Origin of the sequence: Clostridium zeae (assembly GCF_017312485.1) — a bacterium.
Taxonomy (GTDB): Bacteria; Bacillota; Clostridia; order Clostridiales; family Clostridiaceae; genus Clostridium_AR; species Clostridium_AR zeae.
This window is the reverse complement of record NZ_BMBA01000007.1, coordinates 82,280-107,382: the sequence shown is the minus strand read 5'-3', so window position 1 is coordinate 107,382 and position 25,103 is coordinate 82,280. Positions and strand designations below refer to the sequence as shown.

Genomic DNA, 25,103 nt, shown 5'->3' with positions numbered 1-25,103 from the left:
ATCTAAGCTTCTAAAAATTCTTCAATAGGATTTTTTATATATCCTTTTTTATGTAATAACTCATAGGTGTGAAGTTTTTCTTTTCTTGACTTTTCATATAATTCTATTAATCCACTGGACTTTACTTGAGGTTTTTCCTTAGTCTCCGCTGTCTTTTCTTCTATATTCATTGCAACTTTTAATACTTGTAGCTTTAACTTACTGTAATCTTCATCTATACCGGCTTCTTCAACTACTTTTTTACAAACCTTTTTAAACTCTTCCTTAGTTAAATTATTAAACAAACCCATAGATGTAATATCCAAAATCAAATTTTCTATAGTACTTTTTCTAATTAGCTCTATGGACTTCTTTCTTTCCTTAAAGGCTTCTTGAATCTTACCATTAAGCTCCATATCACTTCTATAATTTATGGTTATGTCATCTAAGCTTATAGAAATATCCTCATATTTCTTAATTGCAGTCACATTGTTATTTCGTAGAGCCTTAATCATAGGTTGTATCATCCTCAAGTCTTCTTTAGCAGTCTTTCTTATTAGGGTAACGTCAAAGGTTTCTTTTTCTTCAGCTAAAGCTCTTTCTTGAACAAGTATAAACAAATTAACTGCTACTGAGGTAATGCCTTGACATTCTTCATAAAAAGCCTTTTTCAACTTAGTCTTTAAAGGTGTTTCTTCCTTTAGACATTGAAAGTCCCATAAAGTTTCTAAGAAGAAGTTCCACTCGTCACTGTCTTCCTCCATCCTATCCCACATTATAGCGCCTTCACTCGCAGCTCTTCTTGCCTGTCTAAAGTTTCCCTTAAAGATATTTTGTGCCTTACTAGTTCCTATCAACACTGTTGGAATCCCAACCGTATTACTTAAGGTTACGAAGAAATTTAGCATATCCTCCATATCATTCTTAGCATTTAAGAGATGTTGAATTTCATCAATAACTAAAACACCAATACCATACATACTAGCTAGAGTGGTCATATGAAGCATCATGGTTGAAGTTATTCTATTGGCATAGCCAAACTTCTCTAAATATCTAGTACCTAGTAAATCATCTATAGTCTTGAAAAAACTCTTACAAAGGGTTGCTAAACTTCCATCATAAGGGCAGTCTATTTTTAACCACACCAATTGAGTTCTACTGAAATTTTGCCCTCTATATTCCTGATGTTTTATTATTTGAGGATACATAAGCAGTAACCTTTCTATTGCTGTGGTTTTGCCCATTCCAGATATCCCTATTATTGAAATACTATCTGCAGTAGATCTTATATGACTCATTCTTTTTTCAAGCATATTATCATCGTCCTTTGCTTGAACTCTTATTTGATTCAAAAGCTTTAATCTTTCAATAAAGCTTTTATCTAGTGGATTCCTAGCTAAATATCCACGTCTTATAAGTGCAGACAACCTTCTTTCTAAGGTAATATGTATTGGTAAAGGCTGAACAAAGTTCTTTGCTCTTTTTATTATGTGATATCTAAGATTAGAGGGTTGTTGTTTATCACTTTTAGATATTCTAGGAAACAACGTAAACTTATCAATAACTTCATCATCCGTAAATATATTAGGTAAAGCTTCTATGAAAGGATTATTATCGTATTCTTCTAGCTCTTGGGACTTGTAAACTGCTTTTTCACACTCGCCCTTTAATATGATTATGGCTTCATTAGCTTTCACGTTTTTCCTCCCTTTTCTTTCTTAATTTATCCATTAACTTATCCTTAGCTGAAGGTTCTTTATCTACATTTTTATCCTCATGTTTAGGTAGTTCAATAACTTCTGCAATCCTATCAGCCTTTACTGTATCTTCACCAAATTTGAAGACTTCCTTTTCTCTATTAATTTCTTTCTCTACAGCCCTGTTATTTCTTATTCCCCTAATCTTTTTAGCATTACTATCTTCATAAGTAACTTCTTCAGCTTTTTTCCTTTTAGCTTCCTTCACAATCTTCTCAATTTCTTCTTCTAAATCCACATTGAGCTGATTGTTCTGCTGAAGCTTTTCTCCCTTTAATTCTGCTAATAGCTCCTCATTAAACATAAGTTCTTCTAAAATGCAGCTCTTATATTGGACACTTTTATCTGTAAGATAACACTCTTCATATTCAAGTCCATTATTATAAGGAATAAATATCTTTTGAACATTTCTTGGATCATATACAACCTCCACACTTCTTTTACTAGGTTTTATGAACCACTGCTCTCTAATAGCTCTATCAGAACTATAGTATAAGCCTTTGAATCTTATCCCTGCTCTAGATATGCTGGCGTTACCTTTCGGTAAAAGATTTAGCCTTAAAACTTCTCTATCCACAGTTTTCAATCGTCCTTTTTTATTTTCAATCCCCCAATTCCACAAGTTAATAGGACTTGGAACTAATTCATCTCTTAGCATTTCTTTTTCCATAGGATATTTATCAACAATTTTGCTATTGTGGTGCAACACCATATTTATAAATATCCTTGTAAATTCATCTAAGGTTAGTGTAGCATCTAATCTATAATCCCTGTCTCCTCTTTTTCTATATTCCTTTAATATAGCACCCGGTGTCTTATGTTTTATCTTACCGTTAACTGTTCTGAAATTTCTCTCTACAATACCCTTTAAGTCGCCTCTATATGGTGAAGTATTTTCAAGCCTTACATTAAGATTATTTATTAAATTTTCTGGAGAATATCCTTCAAACTCACCTCTATCTGCGATAATAATATCTGGTAGATGTTTTGCCGGCCACTGTTCCTCTGATATTTCTATACCATAGCTTTTACAGAACTGCACTTTATCTGCTAGCATATTATCTAGAGCCATCATAGCACCTAGCCAAGAAGGGCCTTCTAAGCCTACATACACACCAGTAATTAATCTAGAATAAACATCAATAAGAGCATAAATAACTGGCCTACCTATAATCCGGCTTCTATTTAAAGAACTAACTAAATATATATCTCCTATAGTAGCATCCACTTGAAATCTAGTTCCAGGACCGTCAGTTTCTATAGCTGAATTACTTAATAAAGACCTTTCTTTAAGATTAAATTCTTTCTCACTTTCTCTAAAGCTTATATCCATTTTTACATCTTGATTTTTTCTAAACCAATAATAGAATTGATCATAGGTAGGAATTCGTCCATTATCCCAAACTCTATACTTTAACTCGCCAGCTTCCTTATAAGGATCAGAATAAAAATCTCTAAGCATTAGTGTATAAGCTTCTTTTAAGGATATCTTCGTTTTACTTCTATAATATTTATTTATAGCGAAGTTAAAGTGCCTTTTAACATCCTCAGTAATATTTATACCTTCTATTACTTCACCGTTATAATCAACTCTCTTTGGACGTCCCACTTTACTATCAGAAAGCTTTTTTTCCTTACCTTTTCCACCAGAATTTATGTAGTCTGGCAAAAGTGCATTTTTGTTCATTCCTCTTTGCCAGTACCTGCTTAAAGTTTTTTTGACCTTAGTCAAACTCACTCCACTTTGCTTTGATATATCTTCGAGCTTATTAGTTCTATTATTTTTCTCTAATAACTCAGCCTTATATAAAACTATGTATTTAGTAACAAACTCCCAATCTCTATCTCGCTTTTCAATTTGAATCTTAGAAAGCTCTTTATCTTCAATCATCCTTGAAAATGGGTCTTTAATTTGTATTAATTTTTCTGACTCTAGCTCATCTTCTATAGTTGTGATTAATTCCTTTTTAGGCATTGAAGTTGCAGCATCAATATTTACAAGATAAGCGAAAGGCTCAATAATTTCTATAATTCTCATTCGCTCCCCATTTTCGTATTTAAAAACAGAATTTAAACTTATCATATTACCTCCAACTTATTGAGCTGAATGTCACTTACATTAAGCACTTGTATAACTTCATTTATTTCAAGTTTTTTAGTTATATCAACTTCAATAATCTTATTAGACACCAGATACTTGAAGATACTTAAGCCAGTACCTTTAGCTAATGCCATTTCCTTATCAAATTGATTACAAATAGTTCTCATAGCCTTGTTAGTAACTACTATTCTTTTAAGGAACTCATAAACTAAATCCTTTAACTCATTAGGATTTATATCAATAAGACTATCTATATTCGATATATCATGATAGCCATGCACAAAGCTTATATTGTGGGCTATGTCCTTGTTTATCTCTTCTTCTGTTACTATACCCCAATTAGTATTTCGCTTCTCCCAGTATAGCCTTTCAATCTCAAACTTTTCTAAAACTCTTTTGTCTAATAAATCATCTTTGTATTTAGTTGTTCTTGCGACTTCAGCAAGCTTATTAGCAGCTTTTATCGTTATTAAAAAATCTGTAGTCATCACAATATATTCTCCACTATCAGGATGCTTAGGATGTTCTACACCTAATTCTTCAGCTATTAATAAGGTATCTTCTATTGGTAGCAAGGGAAACTGTTCTCTAATATCTAACACCTTGTCACTATACTCTAAATAATAGAAATAATTCCGCTCTAAATCTGATAAAAGCTCATGCTGTCTTTCAGTTTTTATTCCTTTTATTCTTGTGACTCTCCCTAAGGAAGGAACATCCTGAATTCTGATCCAAGGTTTATACTCTTTTCCTAACCCTTGTCCTCTGCCTTCTTTAATTAACTTTTCTGTATCTACAAGTCTTTTTCTTTTAGCTATTTTTTTTCACCTCCAAAAAAAGAAAGACTATACCTTCTCGACATGAGAATGTATAGTCTTTCATATTTATCTTTTTATTTACATTAATAGCATGCTATACCTCTCTAATAATAGTATAACTCTATTAATTATTTTGATTCAACTTTTTTCCAAAAGGTCGAACTTTTTTTCAAAGGGTGCGACTTTTTTCCAAAAGGTTTAACTTTTTTTCAAACCCACAGTTAACGGGTCTATATTTATATATTACTCAACAGTAACTGATTTTGCTAAGTTTCTTGGCTTATCAACATCGCAGCCTTTTTGAACAGCTGTGTAGTAAGCAAGAATTTGTAGTGGTATAACTGAAAGTACTGGAGCAAGTATTGACATAACCTTTGGAATGTAGATTGTTTGGTCTACAGTCTTTTCGATTTCTGTTTGTCCTTCCATTGCTATTCCTAGTACGTTTGCCCCTCTTGTCTTAACTTCTCTTATATTACTGATTTGCTTGTCATATAACTCGCTTTGAGTTGCAAGAGCTATTACTGAAGTGCCTTCTTCTATTAAAGCTATTGTTCCGTGCTTTAATTCCCCACCTGCATATGCTTCTGAATGGATGTATGATATTTCCTTAAGCTTTAATGATCCTTCCATTGCTACTGCATAGTCAAGACCTCTTCCTAAGTAGTATACATCGTTCTTGCTGTATAAATGATCTACGAATGATTTAATTGTATCTACATCATTTAATATTTCAGCAGTCTTTTCAGAAAGATTTAACAAACCATCTTTTATCTTTTCTATTTCAGTTTCTCTTACTGTGTGCTTAGCTTCAGCCATGTATAAAGCTATTATATAAAGAGCTATTAGCATAGTTATATAAGCTTTTGTTGAAGCAACAGCTATTTCAGGACCAGCCCATGTATAGAATACATCGTCTGCTTCTCTTGAAATTGAGCTACCAACAACGTTTGTTATAGCTATTATTCTAGCACCTTCTTCTTTAGCAAGTCTTAATGCTGCTAAAGTATCTGCTGTTTCACCTGATTGGCTGATGCAGATCATAAGAGTTCTGTCTGTTATAAGTGGATTTCTGTATCTAAATTCAGATGCAACGTCTATTTCTACTGGTATCTTTGCTAATCTTTCGATTACGTACTTACCAACAACACCTGAATGATAAGCTGTTCCACAAGCTATTATATAAACTCTATCGAAGTTTTCTATTTGCTCTTTTGTTAAATGAATACCATCAAGCTTAATCTTTTCTCCCTTAACAACTCTTGAAGTTAAAGTATCTTTTATAGCCTTTGGTTGTTCATATATTTCTTTAAGCATAAAGTGGTCATATCCACCTTTTTCAGCTGCATCGATATCCCAAGTTACGTGGAATATTTGTTTTTCTACTTTATTCTTGTTTTCATCATATATTGTTATTCCATCTTTAGTCATAACAACGAATTCTTTATCTTCTAGAAGATAAACGTCTCTTGTCATATTTAATACAGCTGGAATATCTGAAGCTATGAAGCTTTCTTTTCCGTCTTCACCTACACCAATTACTAATGGACTGTCTTTTCTTACAGCTACTATTTTACCAGGATCGTTCTTAGCAACAACTCCTAATGCATAGCTTCCTTCCATTCTCTTAGTTGCTTTTATTACAGCATCTTCTAAGTTTCCATCAAAGTAGTAATCAACTAAATGAGGTATAACTTCTGTATCTGTTTCAGAAACAAACTTATATCCTTCTGATATTAACCATTCTCTTAGAACTATATAGTTTTCGATAATTCCGTTATGAACAACTGCTATAGTTTCATCTTCATTGCTATGAGGATGTGAGTTAACATCAGATGGTTCTCCATGAGTTGCCCATCTTGTATGACCTATACCAATGCTACCAGCATACTCTTTACCTGCAACTTTGTCTTTAAGGTTTGAAAGTCTTCCTCTGCATTTTTCAATCTTTATTTCTCCATCTTCAACAACTGCTATTCCTGATGAATCATAACCTCTATACTCAAGCTTGCTTAAACCTTCAACTAATATTGGTGTTGCTTTCTTTTCTCCTAAATATCCTACTATTCCACACATAAAAAAATCTTCCTTTCATATCAATTATTCGTTTAATACAACCATAATTATATGAGTTATTTTATCCATGGAAGGCTTAATATATTTAATGTTTCAGCTCAACCTTAGAAGCAAAATTTTAATATTTAATTTTTAAAAAATTAGGCTTTTCTAAAGCTGAAGCCATTTTTCAAAAGATATATTTAAATATCTTGATACCTGACTGGATTTGTTCTAAAAATCACTTTTTAGGTTTACCAGGCTTTAACGGTAGTATCATACCGTGAGGCACCCGCTGAATTTCCGATACTCCTCATCCTCGTCTGGTTAAACACTGCACGTCCCAAATGTTTAACCCCAAGCGCTTAATTTAATACTTAATATTATTTCTATCCTCCTTTTTCTTGTATTTCTATAATTATGGTCTCTTCAGCCTTCACAATTTTATATATTATACTATATAGTATTTAAAGTCAATTTCTTTGTTACATTTTAAACAAGTGCCAATTTATTTTTATAAATTTATCAATTTTTTGTACTATATATGGGTATAGCCTTTCCATTTCACACCAAAAAATTCTTGTTTCATAAACAAAAATTCACTGGTATAGTCAACTATAATTATATATAATCACAACATATCTACTCACTTTTTGTTCTAAATCACTTAATCCTCAACTGATAATATCATATTAATTCTTTACGTAATCCCATTAAAGCATCAGATATCTAATCAATCAATTCCGACACTTTTTTTTAACAGTTTTAATATTTAAATTAAGCTACATAATATTTTTATACATATAATGTATTTTCTAAACTTTATATCAATAAATCAGTTACTAAAGTAACAAATAGACCTACAGTCACTAAAATATAGTTTCTGTAGGTCTATTAATGATATAGTTAATCAGAAATCTCTAGCATCTATTAAAGATGTATGGATATACAGCTATATCTATATATAATTTAAAAATTATATAACTACTTTTTTAATTTCTTTAACTCTTCATATTTCTTTGCTATTAAATCAACTAATGGACTATCTATTGATAAACCTGTAAATTGAACAATAGCTTCTTTTATACCCTTAGTGTTGATAGCAGTTTGAATCTCTTGTGCCTTATCATCTTCTTTAGCATCAAATAAAAGACCTGCTGCCACACCAGTTACTATATTTCCACTTTCTAAGTTAAGTTCATAACAAAGCTTTAATGGAGTTATTAATCTATCGTTAGCTGATAGCTTTCTTATTGGATCACGTCCTACACGGAAAACTTCATCTTGAAGATATGGATTTTCAAATCTTCCAACAAGCTTTTTAGAGTATTCAGTAAGTGCATTGAAATCCATTTTGTGTTTTTCACTTAAAGCTTTAACAGCTTCTTTGTGGAAGTCTACAATTACAGCTCTTATATATTCATCTTTTATAGCTTCATGTATGAAGTTGTATCCCATTAAATATCCAAGGTATGCTGTAGTTGCATGAGCTCCGTTCAAAAGGAATAACTTTCTTTCAAGATATGGAGCTAGGTTTTCAACGTACTCAGCACCAGCAACTGATCCATTTACCTTTACTTTACCTTTTTCAATATCCCATTCATAGAAATCTTCAACTGCTACGTCTATAGGAAGTTCCTTTTCGATATTTACATTAGGAACTATTCTATCAACTGCACTGTTTGGGAAACCTACATAAGTATCTAAATACTTAACTAATTCTTCACTAGCATCTTCAAGTATAGCCTTCTTAATCATGTCAGTAGCCATGATTGCATTTTCACAAGCGATTATGTCAACCTTCTTGTCAGTTACTGCCATTCTCTTTTCTAGTAAGCCTTTTAATAGCTTTCCAGTGCTGCCTAGGTTGTTTGCACCTATAGAAGTAGTAATTAAATCAGCTTCTATTACAACTTTCTCTAAGTTTTCAAGATCTTTAAGATGTATTGCGTCTACACCGTTAATCTTTTCTTTATTTTCTGAAGTACTTAAAGTAATTACAGTATATTCTTTGTGTTTATTGATTTCATCAACTAAAAAGTCAGAAATATCTACGAAGGTTACTTGATAATCTGATTTTGATAATAGGTATCCTATAAAGCCTCTACCTATATTTCCAGCACCAAAATGTACAGCTTTCATTACATTTCACCTTCTTCTTGTATAATCTCCATTATTGCTTGTGGAGTTTTTGCATTTTTTAGTTTTTCTACATTTTCTTCATATTGTATAGTTAATGCTATTTGGGAAAGTATAGCCATATGCTCATCACCAACACCTGCTATCCCTATTACCATATATGCAGTATTTCCGTCACCAAAATCAACACCATTTGGGTATTGTAGTATAACTATTCCTGAATTTAATATTTGTTTTTTATATTCATTCATTCCATGAGGAATAGCAACACCATTTCCCATAAATGTTGAAACTTCATCTTCTCTTTCTCTCATTCCTTGGATATAGTTTTCATTAACATATCCATTAGCTACTAATAATCTTCCTGCTCTTGCTATAGCCTCATATTTACCTTCTGATTGGAGATTTAATACAATATTTTCTTCGACTAAAACGTTTTTGTTCATTCAAATGTCCTCCTCTTTATTTACGATATTAACTAGATAGTTCCTTATATCAGTTATTCCACCTAGTTTTAATATATTCACAAAATTTTTATCTTCTATTAATGCAACACTTATCTTACCTAAAAGCTGCAAGATATAATTGCTTTCATTTTTTCTAGCAATAAGTACTATAAAAGTACCTGTTTGCTCTGTAGCAAAACCAATACTGGTCATGCTTAATGGTTCAGCAATTCTATATACCCCTACAAAAGGTTTTATCATTTTGTCACTTCTTGTATGAAGCAATGCAATATTACTTCCTGGAACAACTACATTTCCTTTTTCTTCTCTTTTAAGTATACCAAATTTAATTGCTTGTTTGTCATTTGTAAGATTACTTTTATATACATCATCTGAAATAAAATCTATTAGTTCTAAAAAATTATTAACTTTTGTTTTATTCAAACGAAAGTTTTTCAGAAGATCATCTGCAAGCTCATAATCTAAACTTGTGACCTCCTCATTTTTTAAAGAACTGGAAAGTGTTGAAGTTCTTTGTTCTCCATTTACCTTAAAATCAAATATAAAATTACTTATCTTTTCAATATCAGTTTTTGACATAAACGGCGATACAACAATAACCTTCCCTTTAGTATGAGAATTAATAGCTACTGTAGATATGATTAAATCATATAAATCCTCTTCAATTTTATTATTCATATTATTTATAGATGAAACAGTAAGTTCTCCTATATCCGGAAAAAGTGAGTTCACCTTACTGGAAAGTATCCTAGCTGTAGCTATTCCACCAGGACATACTATTAAGGCATTTATCTTCCTAGAGGCTTCTTGCTGCCTTTGAAGAGCCACATCTATATGCATAGCAATATATCCTACTTCATCAGAAGGAATTTTCAAATTATATCTTGAAAAAATGAGCTTACACCTATTTTTTATTATCTTAAATAGCTCACTATAGTGCTCCTTTATTTCATTTACTAATGGATTTATTACAACAAGACCTATGTTAAGCATATAAAAAGTTTGCTTAAAATGCTGTGATAAATCCTTAATTAATTGTGTATCTCCGGTAATATCAACTTGTATTTTCTTTGATACATCAGCTACTAACTCTAAAGCAATATCTTCATAATTAACATCTGATTGCATAAAATTATTACTATTATTATTTAGAAAATAATTGTATTCACTTAAATACAAAGTTAAATAAACCAATTCTTCTTCTGGTAAAGCTATTTCATTTTCTCTTAAAGCTTCATCAATAATCTTTATTTTTTCATAAGCTTCCGAGTTAATTATTTCATTTTTCATTTTTTCTGGTAGTTTAATACTGTCACCAGATTCAGTTCTTCTAATTGCTAAAAGTAACTGTATAAACAATGTGAAATACTTCACATCATTTACTCTTATATAACTAAACTTAGAACCATTGAATATTGACTTTACAAGTTTTATAAGTTTAGTTCCAAATATTATCTCGAAGAAAGCTTGAACTGTTTGATCAACCTCTTCATCATATAATATTGCTAAAAGATCTTCGTATGGCTTAAGTTCTAATAAAAATTCAACCAAAGCTATTCTTATATTCCATTCAGAGCCTTCAATACTTATGCCTTGATTTCTTCTTCTGAATAGGCATAAATTTTTAGTAAGCAGTAACTTTTCAATGTTATCTAAATCTAAGCTTATACTCCCCATAACAACATTAAATTTATGGCTAAAATAAGTAGCCTTTAATGGTTCCTTTGTTATAAGAAGTTCACATGCCATTATTATCTGCCTTTGTTCTTTACTAAATAGCCATTGCATAGGAACTTGATTTAAAGATATTTTTAATTCTTCAATATTCTTCTTATTACCTGAAATAGATAATTCCATATCTTCATGCGAAAATATGGTAACACTGTATTTCTTCAGTTCCTTATTTATCGCTGTGATCTCTCTTAGAATTGTTCTCGTGCTGACATCTAATTGTTTAAGAAGGCTCTTTATATTTAAAGAGCCTTCATTTAAAATTTTACTTAATATAAACTGTTGTCTAGGGGTGAAATTTTCCATTAATTTATACACCTAGTTTTAGTTTATTTCTTTAACTGACTTATAAACTCATCATATCTAGCACGATCTAAGAAATTTTTCACAGTTAGGATTCTATCAGTTTTAGCTGATTTTTTAGCTCTTTCGTATAAGTTTTCCTGAGTAAATACTACATCAGCATTTCCTGGAATACTATCTACAGGGGAGTGGCTAACATCAATACCTGTAATACCTGCATCTTTTAATGCTTTCTTAAGTATTGACTCTCCCATTGCTGAAGATCCCATACCAGCATCACAAGCAAATACTATTAACTTAACGTCGCCAGTTGTTGCTTCTGCTATTGTTTGACCTTTGCTTTCAGCTTTCATATCTTTAACTTTTGCTTGAGCTTCTTCGATGTCTTCGCCTTGTGGATCTCTCTTGATTATTATAGAAGCAACCAAGAATGATACTGCTGTTGCTACTGCAACACCTGCTAATACTGGTAATTGTCCACCCTTAGGAGACATTGCCATTAAGGAAATTATACTTCCTGGTGATGGAGCTGCTACAAGACCAGCATGTAATACTACAAATGTTAAATCTCCAGCGATTCCACCAGCTATTACAGCTAATAATAAAAGTGGTTTCATTAATACATATGGGAAGTAAATTTCATGTATACCACCTAAGAAGTGGATTATGATAGCACCAGGTGCTGATTGTTTTGCAGTTCCTTTAGCATATAACCAGAATGCTAGAAGTATACCAAGTCCTGGACCTGGGTTTGGTTCCAATAAGAAGAATATTGATTTTCCAGCTGAAGCTGCTTGTTGAATTCCTAAAGGAGATAATACTCCGTGATTGATAGCGTTGTTTAAGAATAATATCTTAGCTGGTTCAACAACTATTGCTATTAAAGGAAGTAAGCCAGCATCTGTAATTGCTTGAGCTATATTACCTAGACCAGTTGACACTCCTGCAACAAGTGGTTCTATGTAAGTGAAAGCTAATAATGAAAGTCCTCCACCTAATATACCTGATGAGAAGTTGTTAACTAACATTTCAAATCCAGTTGGGATTTTTCCATCTACTAGTTTGTCAAACTTCTTGATTAACCATCCACCTAGTGGACCCATTACCATTGCTCCTAAGAACATTGGGATTGATGCTCCAACTACAACACCGGCTGTAGCTATAGCACCTACTACTCCTCCTCTTGTATCATATACAAGTTTACCACCTTGGTAACCTATTAGTATTGGAAGTAAGTAAGTGATCATTGGACCAACCAATTTTGCAAAGTATGCGTTTGGCATCCAACCTGTAGGAATAAATAATGCTGTGATTAAACCCCATGCAATAAATGCTCCTATGTTTGGTAAAACCATTGAACTAAGGAAATTACCAAATCTTTGAATCTTGGCTTTTGCTGATGAATTATTTGCCATTATGAGACCTCCTGTTTAAAAATTTTTTATTAATTTTTATAATGTTTAATTCCTATGTACTTATAATAAAATAAAAAGTATTCGTTTTCAAATCATTTAACTTCAATTTTGTGATACGTTTTCAATGACAATTTTAAAGTCGTTGAAACTGGCTTAAACACTAGCCTCAGTAGGTACACTACTATTTTTATATTTTTTTGACAAAGAACACTTACGACAAATTTAAACCACAAATTAAATAAATTTATACCTTTTATGTATAATTTAATTTTTATCAAAGAGATTCTTTACGAATGCTTCAGTTATCCATGTTCGAAAATCATGCACCTATGACTTTTAGTATATATAACTAAATAGTTAAATTTGAATCTCTCTATATATTTCGCATAATACTTAAGATATAAACTAACATTTAGTGGATAAAAATGTACCAATCTGCCTATGTGGCCTTAAAAATATGTTATAATATTATCTGCTTCACAGAACGAAATCAATATTAATAATACCACATAATTGCTAAAGGTGTTAAAAATACTCTGCAAAATGAGGTGAGACAATGGATATAATGAATTTAAAACAAATAATTTTTAAGCCTTCTTCTAATTTAATGAAAGTAAAAGGAAATGAAATATTCAAAGAAGGCTTTGTAAGAAAAGTTAGAGGAAAAAGAATAGATGCTATTTATCATATATATGGTGATATAAAAAATAAAGATAACACATCTGAATTTAGCACACATATAAAGATAGATTTAGTAAAAGGAACTGTAATAAGCACTCGATGTAATTGCAATCTTTTTAAAGATTTTTCTCAAAACAAGCCACTATTTATGTGTGAACATTTAACTGCTACATCATATAAATTTATAGACTCTATGAAAAAACGCAGTGAATCACAGACTAATTCAGATAATCAGCCGGCTATAAACACTAAAGATAAGTCGATTCTCACAATGCAGATTTCACTTATATCTAAATCCTTCAAAGAATACTCAACATACGAGGCTGAGTTCCGTATTGGATTAAAACATAAATATTTAATTACTAATTTAAATCAATTTATTTCATCTATATTTCATAAAGATTATATCTATATAGATGATCATCTTAAATACGACCTTATGGAATATGAGATTAGTCAAAATCATAGTAAGCTTTTACAATTTTTAAAACAGCGGCTACAATTAAATGCAACTACGTCCATTAATGGGCGCTCTATCTTATTAGCTTCGTCAGAACTAAAAGAATTTTTTAAAGCATTGGTCAATGAAAAAATACAATTTAAATATAAAAGCATAGAGTACTCCCCTACTATATTTGAAGAAGATCTGCCACTTAGCTTCACCTTGAAAGACGATGCCACGCATTTTATATTAACAACCCATAAAAAGCTCCCAGTTATGCTTGATACTAAAGCTAATATATTTTTCTTTAATGGCAATATATATTTACCTAGCAAAAATCAGACTTGCAATTATTTACCTTTTTATAATGGATTTTCTAAAGAAGATAGTTTAACTTTTGCTAAAACTGAAGAAAATTATGATATGCTGATTTCTAAAATCACAAGTATATCCAAAGCTATAAGCTTAAGTGAGGGAGTAAAAAACTTTAGTTTAAATTACCTCAAATTTGAATTTGATATTTTCAAAGAAGCTGCAAGTATATATTGCAAAGTTTATGGTGTTTATTTTGATAATAAAATTGATATTCTCGTAGAAAAGAATAGTAGTTTAAACCACCTAAGAGATTATTCTAAGGAAAATAAACTTTTAATGAAGCTAGAGGCTCTACGATTTATATACAGAGAAGATAAGTTGCTATTTATAGGTGATGATCTAGATCTCTTCGATTTATTAGCCAACAAAGAAAATAATATTCATAAACTTGGTAAAGTTACCTTCGGCAAGGGTTTTGAAACAATTAAAATATATAATTCAAGTAATGTAAAGATTGATTTTTATGATGAAGACTCTTATGTAAAAATAGTATATAAAATTGGAGATATGTCTGTATCAGAGCTTAATTCGGCACACGAGGCATATAAATCTGGTGACAGCTTCTACAAAGATAGCAATAATAATTTTCTAGATTTTAGAGATGAAGCAGTTTTAAGATTTTTCAATTTACTTGATTTACTGGCAAATGATAAACCATCTTATGATGGAATATTTTATTTAGACAAAGATAAACTTCCATATGCAAGTCTTCTACTTAATAATACAAACTATGTAATGAATAATTTTTCAAAACAGCTAGAAAACATAGAGCAAAGTTTATTTGACTTAAAGAACAATAAAATTATTATACCTAGTGGACTTAAGGCTTCCTTGAGAGATTATCAAACAAGAGGCTTCAAATGGCTTAGTAATCTAGCTAGTTTAGGGTTTGGTGGCATTTTGGCAGATGAAATGGGACTAGGAAAAACTGTGCAAACCATAGCTTTTATAACATCAGAAATAAACAAAAAATTTCTGATAGTTACTCCTACTTCTCTAATATATAACTGGAAGGATGAGTTAGAAAAATTTTCTCCCGATATTACCTTCGAGATAATACACGGAAATAAAAATAAAACAGAAAATTTATCTGAACTGATTGAAAATAATACAGTGATTTTAACCACCTATGGTACACTAAAAAATAATGTTCATAACTATATAGACTCTTACTTTGATTACTGTATAATTGATGAAGCTCAGAATATAAAGAATTCAACTTCAAAAACTAAATTAGCAGTTAAAAGTATTAACGCAAAAGTTCATTTCGCTTTGACTGGAACCCCTTTGGAAAACACTTTAACGGAACTTTGGTCTATATTTGATTTTGTAATGCCAAATTATCTCCATTCTAAAGAAAGTTTTGAAAAAAATTTTTCAGCTAATGATAATGAAAGCATTGAACTTCTTAAAACACTTATTGGTCCATTTATCTTAAGAAGAACTAAACAAGAAGTTATAGATGAATTGCCTGACAAAGTAGAAAAAAAATTGCTTATAGAAATGACTTCAATGCAGAAATCAATATATAGTTCTTATATAAAAGATATAAGACAAAGTTTAAGAGATGCTTCAAAAGGAAAGATTGAAATATTCTCTTATCTAACAAGACTTCGCCAAATTTGCTTAGATCCTTCCTTGCTAATACCTAACTACTCAGGAGGCAGCTGTAAATTAAAAGCAGCTATGTCTATTATAGAAAATCAAATTAAAAATAAAGGAAAGGTTCTTTTATTTTCACAATTCACCTCTGCTCTAGCAAAGATAGCAGATGATCTTAATAAGCTAAATATAGCTTATTACTATATAGATGGTTCAATTCCTGCAAAAGAAAGACTGAGACTAGTGAATGAATTTAATGAAAGTGATACCGCTCATGTTTTTTTAATTTCTTTGAAAGCTGGTGGAACTGGACTAAATTTAACTTCTGCAAACCTAGTTATTCATTTTGATCCTTGGTGGAATCCTGCTGTAGAAGATCAAGCCACAGATAGAGCTCATCGAATCGGACAGAAAAATATTGTTGAAGTCATTAAATTAGTAGCTAAGGGAACCATAGAAGAAAAGATATTAACCCTTCAGCATAGCAAAAAGCAATTAATAGACTCAATTTTAACTGGCGAATTAAAAGATAGTGATTCTTTTGATAAGTTAAGCACAGAAGACTTGATTAGACTTTTCTATAGAACTGAGTAAAAATCAGAGTAAAATTGAATCAATCACTTTAATATTAATATCAAACTTTAAACTTAAATGAAGGTGCTTTCGCAAAACGAATATTTATTAGTTTGATATTAATAAAGCCATGCATAATGTAGGAATTACCCTCTTATTTATGCATGGCTTTCGTATTATTTAGGACTTTTATACAACATGGTATCTCTTTAACTACAGTCTGTAATTTTCTCTTCCTTCTTGCCAAAAGTAAGAATTCCAATGCTAATCAATTCAATCTTGTTTTGATATAGAGAAATGAAACTCTCAATAATTGCAAAAACATCATCATTATCAATTCCTAAAACATTTTGCTTAATTATTATGCTATAGGTTTCATCATAAATTGATTTCACAGGATCTACGTCTATAACCGGAGATATAGCTGGAGCAACATTATTTTTCACTTTTCCTGTTGAATCAAATAATAAATCCAAATATTCTTTCGACCTTCCAGAAATATCAATTATATATTTTTCTTTTAAGGGTAAGCTTTTAACTTCTATTTTATAGTTATCAAGATATCTAGCTTTAAACATGTAACTACTTGTAAATATTTCATGATCAAATATCCTCTCCAAAAAGCCATTTGAATAAGTATACATTATGCCAACCGCATATCCTCTTACCTCTAAAAAGCTACCTCTTACCAGAATTTCATCTCTACCATCACCGTTAAAATCACCTAGAAAAAGTTGAAAATAATATCCACTAAAAGGCACTTTAACAATAGATGGTCTTTTTTTTCCTTTAGGTTGTACTATTAATTCAATATTATTGGTAAAGGTCGTCTCTACATAAGGGAATTCACCAGTTAAAATAACTTTATCCTGAGAAAAGTATCCAGTCACATTACCTTCTTTTACTGAAACAATTTGTCTGCTTCCAAAATCGCTCATATATCCTATCTCTCAATCCATTTAGTAAGCTCTTTTCCACTTTTCCTTACAGTAGGTTTCTTATCCATATCTGAATATCCAATATAAATAAGAGCAACCACCTCGTCTTTCTGCTTTAAGCCGAAAAACTCCTTCATTTTATTGTCATAACAAGCCTTTCCTGTCTTCCAGTAAGCTGCTACTCCCAAGGCATGTGCAGCTAAAAGCATATTTTCCACAGCAGCATATGTTGCACCAAGTTCTTCAATCCTTAATGCTTTTTCATTTTCAGTAACCTCTGCAGCAACCGCTATTATAACTGGAGCCCTAAAAGGTTTGTTTATTTCTTTCTCTAATTTTTTCTTTCCAGCTTCACTTTCTATATCTACCCCTGAAGATAGTACAATATCTTCCATTACCTTTGAAAGAGCTTTCCTACCTTCACCACTTATAACAAAAAATCTCCAAGGTTGAGTTAGATATCTATTTGGTGCATGTGTCCCAGCCTCAATTATATTTTCTATTATCTCCCTTGGTACACTTTCTTCTCTTACTTTACCTATAGAGGTTCTTGTTTTTATTGCTTCTAATATATCCATTTATTATACCTCCATTTAAATTTACTAGTTTTATACTTAAGCTTTGATTATTTATAAATCACTTAATAATTATAATTAATATATTTTACTAAGTTTAATTTTTGATTATACTGAATTTTAAAAAATTAAATTATTTATAGTTAAACTCCTTCAATCCATAAACTCAAAATAAAGATATCTGGTTGTAGTGTTTAATATTTAATATATAATTTGAAAGGAACAATAAAAAAATATATAAGTAGCTAAAGCAATTCCTTTAGCTACTTATTTGAGCATCTGCATTTCCTAATATCCAAATAGAAAATATGAAATGCAAATATTTTTTTATAATAATTGTATTTGATTATTATAATTACAAAGCCTAATATTACTGATTCTTACCGAAAACTTTATAAAGTACCTTATCATATACTTCTAATTTTTCTGCAAGCATATGCCAATTTTTATGTTCAGCGTTTGCAACTTGGATCTGATTCTTTTCAATAGCAGCTACTCTTTCTTTTATATCTTTCACTTCCGTAAGCAATTGCTTTAATAATTCTTTTACTTCATCTTGATTCTGTTCCATAATACCTTCCTCCTAAAATCTTTTTCTAGTCATATTGTTCACTTTGTTGAAAAGTGAACTCTTTAGAAACTTCTATCTTATGGTTCCATGCTACAGTTCTCAACTTTTCTTCCACACTTTCAACGATGTGTTTTAAAAGTTCATATTCATCCATCAATTCATCTTTTGCAACACTTAATATTAATGTATCAAGTTTATCTTTTATTAATCCACTTAAATTCAAACTTAAAGAATAATTTCCTAAATAATTTATATCATAACCATCTTCTTCAAGCTTTTCTCTTTCACTTTCAGTTCCAATAGTAATATTTATATCGATTGCTTCTGAATCATAAAAGTATGATAATCCCATTGTATAAATATTTATTTCATTGTATTTTAATTTTATGTCTGTTATAAAAAAATCACTTATGTCTTCAATTAATTCTTGCATATCTTGCTTGATTTTTAGCAGGTTGTATCTAATATAAACAGGAATGTAATCCTTATTTAAATCAGATATTATTCCAAACTCACTTAAAATGCCATCCTTGTCATAAGAGGTCTTTATATTCTTTAGATCCTCATACAGCTTTATATCATACAAATGCCTATAACCATTGTTCAATATATCATATGTAGGAGAATAGCAAAAGATTAAATTTTGGTTTTCAACTTCATTATCATATTCAAACTCTTTTTCCACTAAAACTCTTGCTTCACCATCTACATTTTTATTAATCAAAATAATTTGATCAGAATCTGTATATACATTATACAACTTTTCCATTCAACTACTCCACCTCATTTTAAAATTAACTATTAAATTATAACAGCAAATTATCAAATATATCTATATATTTAATACTATTATGAGTAACTATATTAAAAGCTCAGTACATTATTTTAGCACTTTTATAACTTAATTTAAATATATAAAGCCCTAATATAGCACAATCTATATTAGGACTTTCTTAATTAGCAATTATTGATTTTTAGCATCTTTATCTTCAAATACATAATTTTGTATTCTCTTCTTTAGTGCATCTTTATCATATTTAAAGTAGAACGTTCCAGTAGTAGTTCCTACACAATTATCCAGACCTTCTATCGGGAATATTTGCTGTTGTATATTTCCAACACCGCTCTTTAATACTCCAGTTCCTAAATTAAGTATATCTGATGCTCCTAATGTTGTTTCTAAATATGGTGATATTTTTTTAATTACTCCAGGCAACTCAGTTGGACTTATTGTTTTCACCTTATTGAACATTGCTACTAATACATCTCTTTGCCTATCTGTTCTGGCAAAATCACTATCGGTATATCTTATTCTACAATATCCAACAGCTTGTACACCAGTTAAACGTTGCATTCCTGGTGCTGTAAGAGTCTTACCAGGTTTGTTAGCTTCTTTCATTACTGACTCTATATACTTATTAGTTTCAGTAAATTCACTTTGCTTTACATTAATATCTACACCACCAAGTGCATCTATTATATCTGCTAATTCACCGAAATCAACAACTACATAATCTGTTATATTAAGTCCAAAATTTTGATTAATTGTTTTTATTGATAATGCACCACCACCATATGCAAATGCTGCATTTAGCTTGTCCATTCCATGACCATCAATACTAACATAGCTATCTCTCATAAGTGAAGTAAGTTTGAGCTTATTGTGTTTCTTATCAACAGTTAGAACCATAGTTGCATCTGATCTTCCTGTATCACCTTTTCTTCTATCAACCCCAAGTAAAGCTATATTTATTATACTATCATCATACTTTGCTTTTACATCACTATCTATACTTTTTTCGATCTCTGCTTTTGAAATTGTATCTTTCTTTATACCTGAGAAGGTATTATAGAAATACATCGTTCCAAAGCCTATTACAAATAATAAAATAGCTGTTATAGTAATTAAAGTTATTTTTGTAGACTTTTTCATCTTTTTCTTCTTAGCTCTTTTTACCATTTTTATTCCTCCAATTATACTGTTATTGTCAAATTCTTATAAATATTTATGGACGTCAAAGCTCACATACAGTATTCTATCACAAATTTACTTATTTTTCACAAAAATAATACTGTTTTTGAGTAAATGAGACATGATTTTCATTTAAACTACCATAATAGCTTATTTAAATGAGGTTATTAAATTATTATGAACATTAATATTGAATGTTGAAAGCAATTTAATATTTACTATATATAATCTATAATAAAACTTTATTATAATATTAACAAAACGGTTAAATCCCATAACTTTTTAACTTATAATTTTGCATAATCTAATAATATAAACCTGTATCTTAGTATAACACAAACAAAGAAAGTATCGTCTGCCTAGTTTCCTCATATATATTCGGAAAGGCAGATGCAAAAAAAAATCGCTGAAGAAAGTTGCTTCAGCGATTCTTTAACGTAAGATTTTAAGTCAGTATATTTAAAAATCTATTCATTCTTTCATTTTTAGGATTTGTAAAAATTTCTTCAGGACTACCCTCTTGAAGTATTTTTCCATCCTCCATAAATACCACTTTATGTGCAACTTCTTTAGCAAAATTCATATTATGAGTTACAACTACCATTGTCATTCCTTCTACAGCTAATTCTTTCATTACTTTAAGAACTTCTGCTTCTAGTTCTGGATCTAAAGCAGAGGTTGGTTCATCAAAAAGTATAATTTTTGGATCCATAGCCATGGCCCTAGCAATTGCTACTCTTTGTTGTTGACCTCCAGATAATTCGTATGGAAAACTATTTTCTTTTTCACTCAAGCCTACCTTAGCTAAAAGTTTTCTTGACTTTTCTTTTGCTTCTTCTTTGGAACGCTTTAAAACAGTTACTTGTCCTTCCATTACATTTTGAAGTACGTTCATATGTGGAAATAAGTTAAACCCTTGAAACACCATTCCTGTTTGCTTCCTAAATGAAATTATTTCTTTTTCAGATAGCTTGGCATCTTTATGAAAGACGATTGTCATATCCCCTAAAGTTATTTCACCTTCGTTCGGAATTTCCAAGAGGTTTAAACATCTAAGTAATGTTGTTTTACCTGATCCTGAAGGACCAATAACAACAGTTGTTTTTCCTTCATTAATGTTTAAATTTATGGACTTTAAAATGTGATTATTTCCTATAATCTTATCTAAATTTTTTATATCAATCATTGTACTCCTCCATTACTTAGCAACATATTTTTCTAGTCTTACTTCTATTCTTCTTTGAATTGCTGAGAGTACAGTACAGAATATCAGATAAACTACAGCAGCTTCTGTATAAAGCCATAATGGTTCATAAGTTGTTGCAGTAACTCTTTGAGCGATTTGAAACATTTCTGTTAAAGTTATAGTTGCTGCCAAGGATGTATCCTTTACTAAACTTATAAAAGAATTAAATAAAGGAGGCACTGAAACTCTAGTTGCTTGTGGCAAAATTATTCTTCTAAGAGCTTTATTTCTGCTCATTCCAAGTGAAAATGCAGATTCCCATTGTCCCTTTGGTATTGATAATATCGCTGCCCTAATAACCTCTGAGTTATATGCTCCAACACTTAAAGTAAAAGCAATAATGGCAGAAGGTAATGGATCTAATACAACTCCTATTTTGGGCAAACCATAGAAGATTATAAATAATTGAACCAATAACGGAGTACCTCTTATTATCCAAACATAGAATTTTGCTATTCCATTTAAAACTTTTGAATTTGATAATCTACAAAGAGCAGTAAAAAGCGCTACAATTAAGCCTAATATAAAAGATATGATGGTAACAGGCATGGTAAAAACCAAGCCTGCTTTTAATATAGGCCAAAAAGCATCTAACAGAATATTAATTATTCTCGTAGTACTGTCGTCAAAAACCATTTTATATCCTACTTAGATACATCTGTATTAAAGTATTTGTTAGATATTTTTAGATAAGTACCATCACTCTTCATATCTGCTAAAGCTTTATTTATTGCATCTACTAGCTCTTTATTTCCTTTATTTATAAGTATAGCATTTTGATCTGCATCTTTCTTTTCCGCAGCTATCTTTACTGCAAGATCAGGTTTTTGCTTTTTTAAATCATAGAAAGATAAACTATCATTAATTGTTGCATCTGCTCTTCCAGCAAGCAATAAATCTATTGATTGGTTAAAACCATCTGAAGTAACTATTTCAGCACCATTATCTTTTGCTAATTTTCCTAAGTTGCTTGTTAAAGTCTGTGCTGCTTTTTTACCCTTAAGATCTTCAAAAGTTTTTATAGTAGTGTTATCACTCTTAACTATAAGTACTGCTCTAGAAGTTACATAAGGATCAGAGAAGTCATATTTTTGCTTTCTTTCATCATTTATCCCTACCTGATTTACTACAATATCAAATCTCTTTGCATCTAGACCAGCAAGCATTCCGTCCCATTTTGTTTCAACAAACTCAGGTTTAACTCCTAATCTTTTAGCTACTTCTTCAGCAATTTCAACATCAAAACCTACTAACTTTCCAGTACTATCGTGAAAAGTGTATGGTGCATAAGTACCTTCAGTTCCTATTTTGATTGATCCTTGTTTTTTTATACTCTCTAATAAATTTGTAGTTTTAGTTGTATCGTTACTCTTTGTTGTGCATCCAGCCAAACCCACTGCTGCAATTAGTAAAGCGCCCATAAGTAATGCTATCTTTTTCATTCTTCTCCCTCAATTCCTAGTATTATTATCATTTTAGTATGTTATAGGTATAGTATCATTTTCTCTATAATATGTCAACTTATATTATATGTTACTTTAACTTATATTTATAAGATTATTTTTTATAACCTTTATTTATATTATTTTGAATTTTTTCATTTAATATTATGCATTTATAAAATTGTTCTAATAAAAACTTATCTCACTTTAAAGTGTATTACTGCCAATATTTTAAATATATGTATGATATTGAATCGATTTATGCTAAAATATAAAAAGCTTAATCTTAAAAATTATATAGTATTTATTTTAAAAGGGGGAAAAATAATAATGGACAAATTTGGGATACTTGAATTTATACTTTCTTTTTTTCCATTTGTAGTTTTCGTACTTGGAATTTACGGTTTTGTTCTTTTCGTAAAACTTTGTAATAGAGGAATAAAGGCTTTTGATATATACATAGCAGAAAAAACAAATAAGGATGTTAGATAAAATTTAATCATTTATGATAATTTAAAACAGATCAAAAAATGAAAGACCTAATAAAATCACTTAATACGATTTTATTAGGTCTTATATTTTATAAGCTTCTTCTTGGTATCTTATATTTTATAGCTCTTTCTATTTCTTCTAAATCTCTTTTGTTCTTTGGATCTATGAAAAGGCAAGTATAGCCTTCCTCTCCAGCTCTACCAGTTCTTCCTATACGATGGATATACCCTTCTGCATTTTCAGGTATATCATAATTATATATATGCCCTACTCCAGTTACATCTAGGCCCCTGGCTGCAACATCTGTAGCTATTAAATATTGAATTTCAGCATTTCTAAAAGCCTTCATAACTTTTTCACGCTTTGACTGGATTAGATCTCCATGAAGCTTTTCGCAGTTATATCCACGTTTATGAAGAGCTTCTTCTAAATCATCTGCTCTTCTCTTAGTTCTACAGAATATTATAGACATAAAAGGATTATCTTCATCTAGCACTTTGCAAAGAGCATCTTGCTTATTTCTATCAGTAGTTTCTACAACTTCCTGCTTAATGTTATCAAGAGTGATTTCCTGTGATTTCTTTACTGAAACTACAACAGGGTCTTTCATATATCTATATGCCAATTTTTTGACCTGCGAATCCATTGTTGCTGAAAAACAAAGAATTTGTCTTTTCTTTGAGGTTTCTTTCATTATAGCTTCTACTTCGTTTTTAAATCCCATAAGAAGCATTTGATCTGCTTCATCTAGAACAAAAGTCTTTAGTTTTGATAAGTCAACAGCTTTTCTTTTAATATGATCTAATAACCTTCCTGGTGTTGCTATTATTAAATGTATATTACCTTTAAGTTTTCTAAGCTGTCCCTCAATGTCTTTCCCGCCGTATGCAGCTAAGATATTTATATCCTTAGCTTCTTTTAATTTATTTGCTTGTTCTGTTATCTGGATAGCTAATTCTCTAGTTGGAGTCAGTATCAAAGCTTGAACAGTATCAGTTTTATCCCAAAGATTTTCAAAAATAGGTAGCAAAAATGCTAAAGTCTTTCCTGTTCCAGTTTGAGCTTCTGCAATAACATCTCTACCTGATTTTACAAACTTGATACTTTCTTGTTGTATTTGAGTAGGGGTTGTAATCCCTGATTTTTTTAATACTTTTATTATTTCTTCATTAATTCCAAGTTCTTTAAAATTCATTATAATTACCTTTCTTCTTTATATAATTTACCTTTATACACTTACATAAGATATATCACTTGTAACTCATCTTACTTTAACCAATAGATACAGTACTTTTTTGAAACTTATATTTTCAATAAGATATATCTAATAAATTTATAACTGCATTTTATGTAACAATTAATAATAACACATAGTTTTAATTATAGATAGAAACTTTATTCTTTATTTATATAAATTGTACCGATATCA

The 25,103-nt window shown here is 30.3% G+C and carries 19 protein-coding genes; 2 read left to right on the top strand and 17 right to left on the bottom strand.

Annotation, left to right across the window (positions count from 1 at the left end):
- Positions 1-2 precede the first annotated feature (2 nt).
- The 8 genes from J3477_RS21660 to J3477_RS21625 all read right to left on the bottom strand — a co-directional run bounded on the left by J3477_RS21660 (position 3) and on the right by J3477_RS21625 (position 12,765).
- On the bottom strand, positions 3-1,676 hold the full coding sequence (locus J3477_RS21660) for an ATP-binding protein (RefSeq protein ID WP_206872299.1): 1,674 nt from the start codon (positions 1,674-1,676) through the stop codon (positions 3-5).
- Complete coding sequence (locus J3477_RS21655) at positions 1,666-3,819, bottom strand: TnsB C-terminal domain-containing protein (RefSeq protein WP_206872298.1); 2,154 nt, start codon at positions 3,817-3,819, stop codon at positions 1,666-1,668. Before J3477_RS21655 ends, J3477_RS21660 begins: the two co-directional genes overlap by 11 nt.
- The gene (locus J3477_RS21650) at positions 3,816-4,439 is read right to left on the bottom strand and encodes a TnsA endonuclease N-terminal domain-containing protein (RefSeq protein ID WP_228731338.1); all 624 of its coding nucleotides are present in this window, start codon (positions 4,437-4,439) and stop codon (positions 3,816-3,818) included. The genes J3477_RS21655 and J3477_RS21650 overlap by 4 nt, the downstream gene beginning before the upstream one ends.
- Positions 4,440-4,898: 459 nt before the next feature.
- A complete protein-coding gene (gene glmS / locus J3477_RS21645; protein WP_200268899.1) occupies positions 4,899-6,731 on the bottom strand; it encodes a glutamine--fructose-6-phosphate transaminase (isomerizing) in 1,833 nt (610 codons plus the stop codon).
- A gap of 963 nt (positions 6,732-7,694) precedes the next feature.
- A complete protein-coding gene (locus tag J3477_RS21640) occupies positions 7,695-8,852 on the bottom strand; it encodes a mannitol-1-phosphate 5-dehydrogenase (RefSeq protein WP_206872297.1) in 1,158 nt (385 codons plus the stop codon).
- Positions 8,852-9,295, bottom strand: a complete 444-nt coding sequence (locus J3477_RS21635) for a PTS mannitol transporter subunit IIA (RefSeq protein WP_206872296.1) — start codon at positions 9,293-9,295, stop codon at positions 8,852-8,854. Before J3477_RS21635 ends, J3477_RS21640 begins: the two co-directional genes overlap by 1 nt.
- Entirely contained in the window at positions 9,296-11,353 is a 2,058-nt protein-coding gene (locus J3477_RS21630; RefSeq protein WP_206872295.1) for a BglG family transcription antiterminator, read from the bottom strand.
- Positions 11,354-11,376: 23 nt separating this feature from the next.
- Positions 11,377-12,765, bottom strand: a complete 1,389-nt coding sequence (locus J3477_RS21625) for a PTS mannitol transporter subunit IIBC (protein WP_206872294.1) — start codon at positions 12,763-12,765, stop codon at positions 11,377-11,379.
- 556 nt (positions 12,766-13,321) lie between these two features.
- Between J3477_RS21625 and J3477_RS21620 the strand changes: the two genes are divergently transcribed.
- On the top strand, positions 13,322-16,459 hold the full coding sequence (locus J3477_RS21620) for a DEAD/DEAH box helicase (RefSeq protein WP_206872293.1): 3,138 nt from the start codon (positions 13,322-13,324) through the stop codon (positions 16,457-16,459).
- A gap of 188 nt (positions 16,460-16,647) precedes the next feature.
- Here the strand turns inward: J3477_RS21620 and J3477_RS21615 are convergent, their stop codons facing one another.
- The 8 genes from J3477_RS21615 to J3477_RS21580 form a co-directional block, all read right to left on the bottom strand.
- Entirely contained in the window at positions 16,648-17,376 is a 729-nt protein-coding gene (locus J3477_RS21615) for a YybI family spore inner coat protein (RefSeq protein ID WP_206872292.1), read from the bottom strand.
- Positions 17,377-17,381: 5 nt separating this feature from the next.
- The gene (locus J3477_RS21610) at positions 17,382-17,954 is read right to left on the bottom strand and encodes a nitroreductase family protein (protein WP_206872291.1); all 573 of its coding nucleotides are present in this window, start codon (positions 17,952-17,954) and stop codon (positions 17,382-17,384) included.
- A gap of 367 nt (positions 17,955-18,321) precedes the next feature.
- Complete coding sequence (locus J3477_RS21605) at positions 18,322-18,522, bottom strand: hypothetical protein (RefSeq protein WP_206872290.1); 201 nt, start codon at positions 18,520-18,522, stop codon at positions 18,322-18,324.
- A 25-nt stretch (positions 18,523-18,547) separates the two neighbouring features.
- Positions 18,548-19,291 carry a hypothetical protein gene (locus J3477_RS21600; protein ID WP_206872289.1) on the bottom strand — a complete coding sequence of 248 codons (744 nt, stop codon included), beginning with the start codon at positions 19,289-19,291 and terminating at the stop codon, positions 18,548-18,550.
- A 195-nt stretch (positions 19,292-19,486) separates the two neighbouring features.
- Positions 19,487-20,482, bottom strand: a complete 996-nt coding sequence (locus J3477_RS21595) for an LCP family protein (protein ID WP_206872288.1) — start codon at positions 20,480-20,482, stop codon at positions 19,487-19,489.
- A 457-nt stretch (positions 20,483-20,939) separates the two neighbouring features.
- Positions 20,940-21,680: an amino acid ABC transporter ATP-binding protein gene (locus J3477_RS21590; RefSeq protein ID WP_206872287.1), complete on the bottom strand. Its 741-nt coding sequence runs from the start codon at positions 21,678-21,680 to the stop codon at positions 20,940-20,942.
- A gap of 12 nt (positions 21,681-21,692) precedes the next feature.
- The gene (locus tag J3477_RS21585) at positions 21,693-22,376 is read right to left on the bottom strand and encodes an amino acid ABC transporter permease (protein ID WP_206872286.1); all 684 of its coding nucleotides are present in this window, start codon (positions 22,374-22,376) and stop codon (positions 21,693-21,695) included.
- An 8-nt stretch (positions 22,377-22,384) separates the two neighbouring features.
- Positions 22,385-23,182 carry an amino acid ABC transporter substrate-binding protein gene (locus tag J3477_RS21580; RefSeq protein ID WP_206872285.1) on the bottom strand — a complete coding sequence of 266 codons (798 nt, stop codon included), beginning with the start codon at positions 23,180-23,182 and terminating at the stop codon, positions 22,385-22,387.
- A 330-nt stretch (positions 23,183-23,512) separates the two neighbouring features.
- Here J3477_RS21580 and J3477_RS21575 point away from each other — a divergent pair, with 330 nt between their 5' ends.
- Entirely contained in the window at positions 23,513-23,674 is a 162-nt protein-coding gene (locus tag J3477_RS21575) for a hypothetical protein (RefSeq protein WP_206872284.1), read from the top strand.
- A gap of 88 nt (positions 23,675-23,762) precedes the next feature.
- On the opposite strand, the gene J3477_RS21570 is transcribed toward J3477_RS21575, so the two are convergent.
- A complete protein-coding gene (locus J3477_RS21570) occupies positions 23,763-24,869 on the bottom strand; it encodes a DEAD/DEAH box helicase (RefSeq protein ID WP_206872283.1) in 1,107 nt (368 codons plus the stop codon).
- Positions 24,870-25,103: the final 234 nt, after the last annotated feature.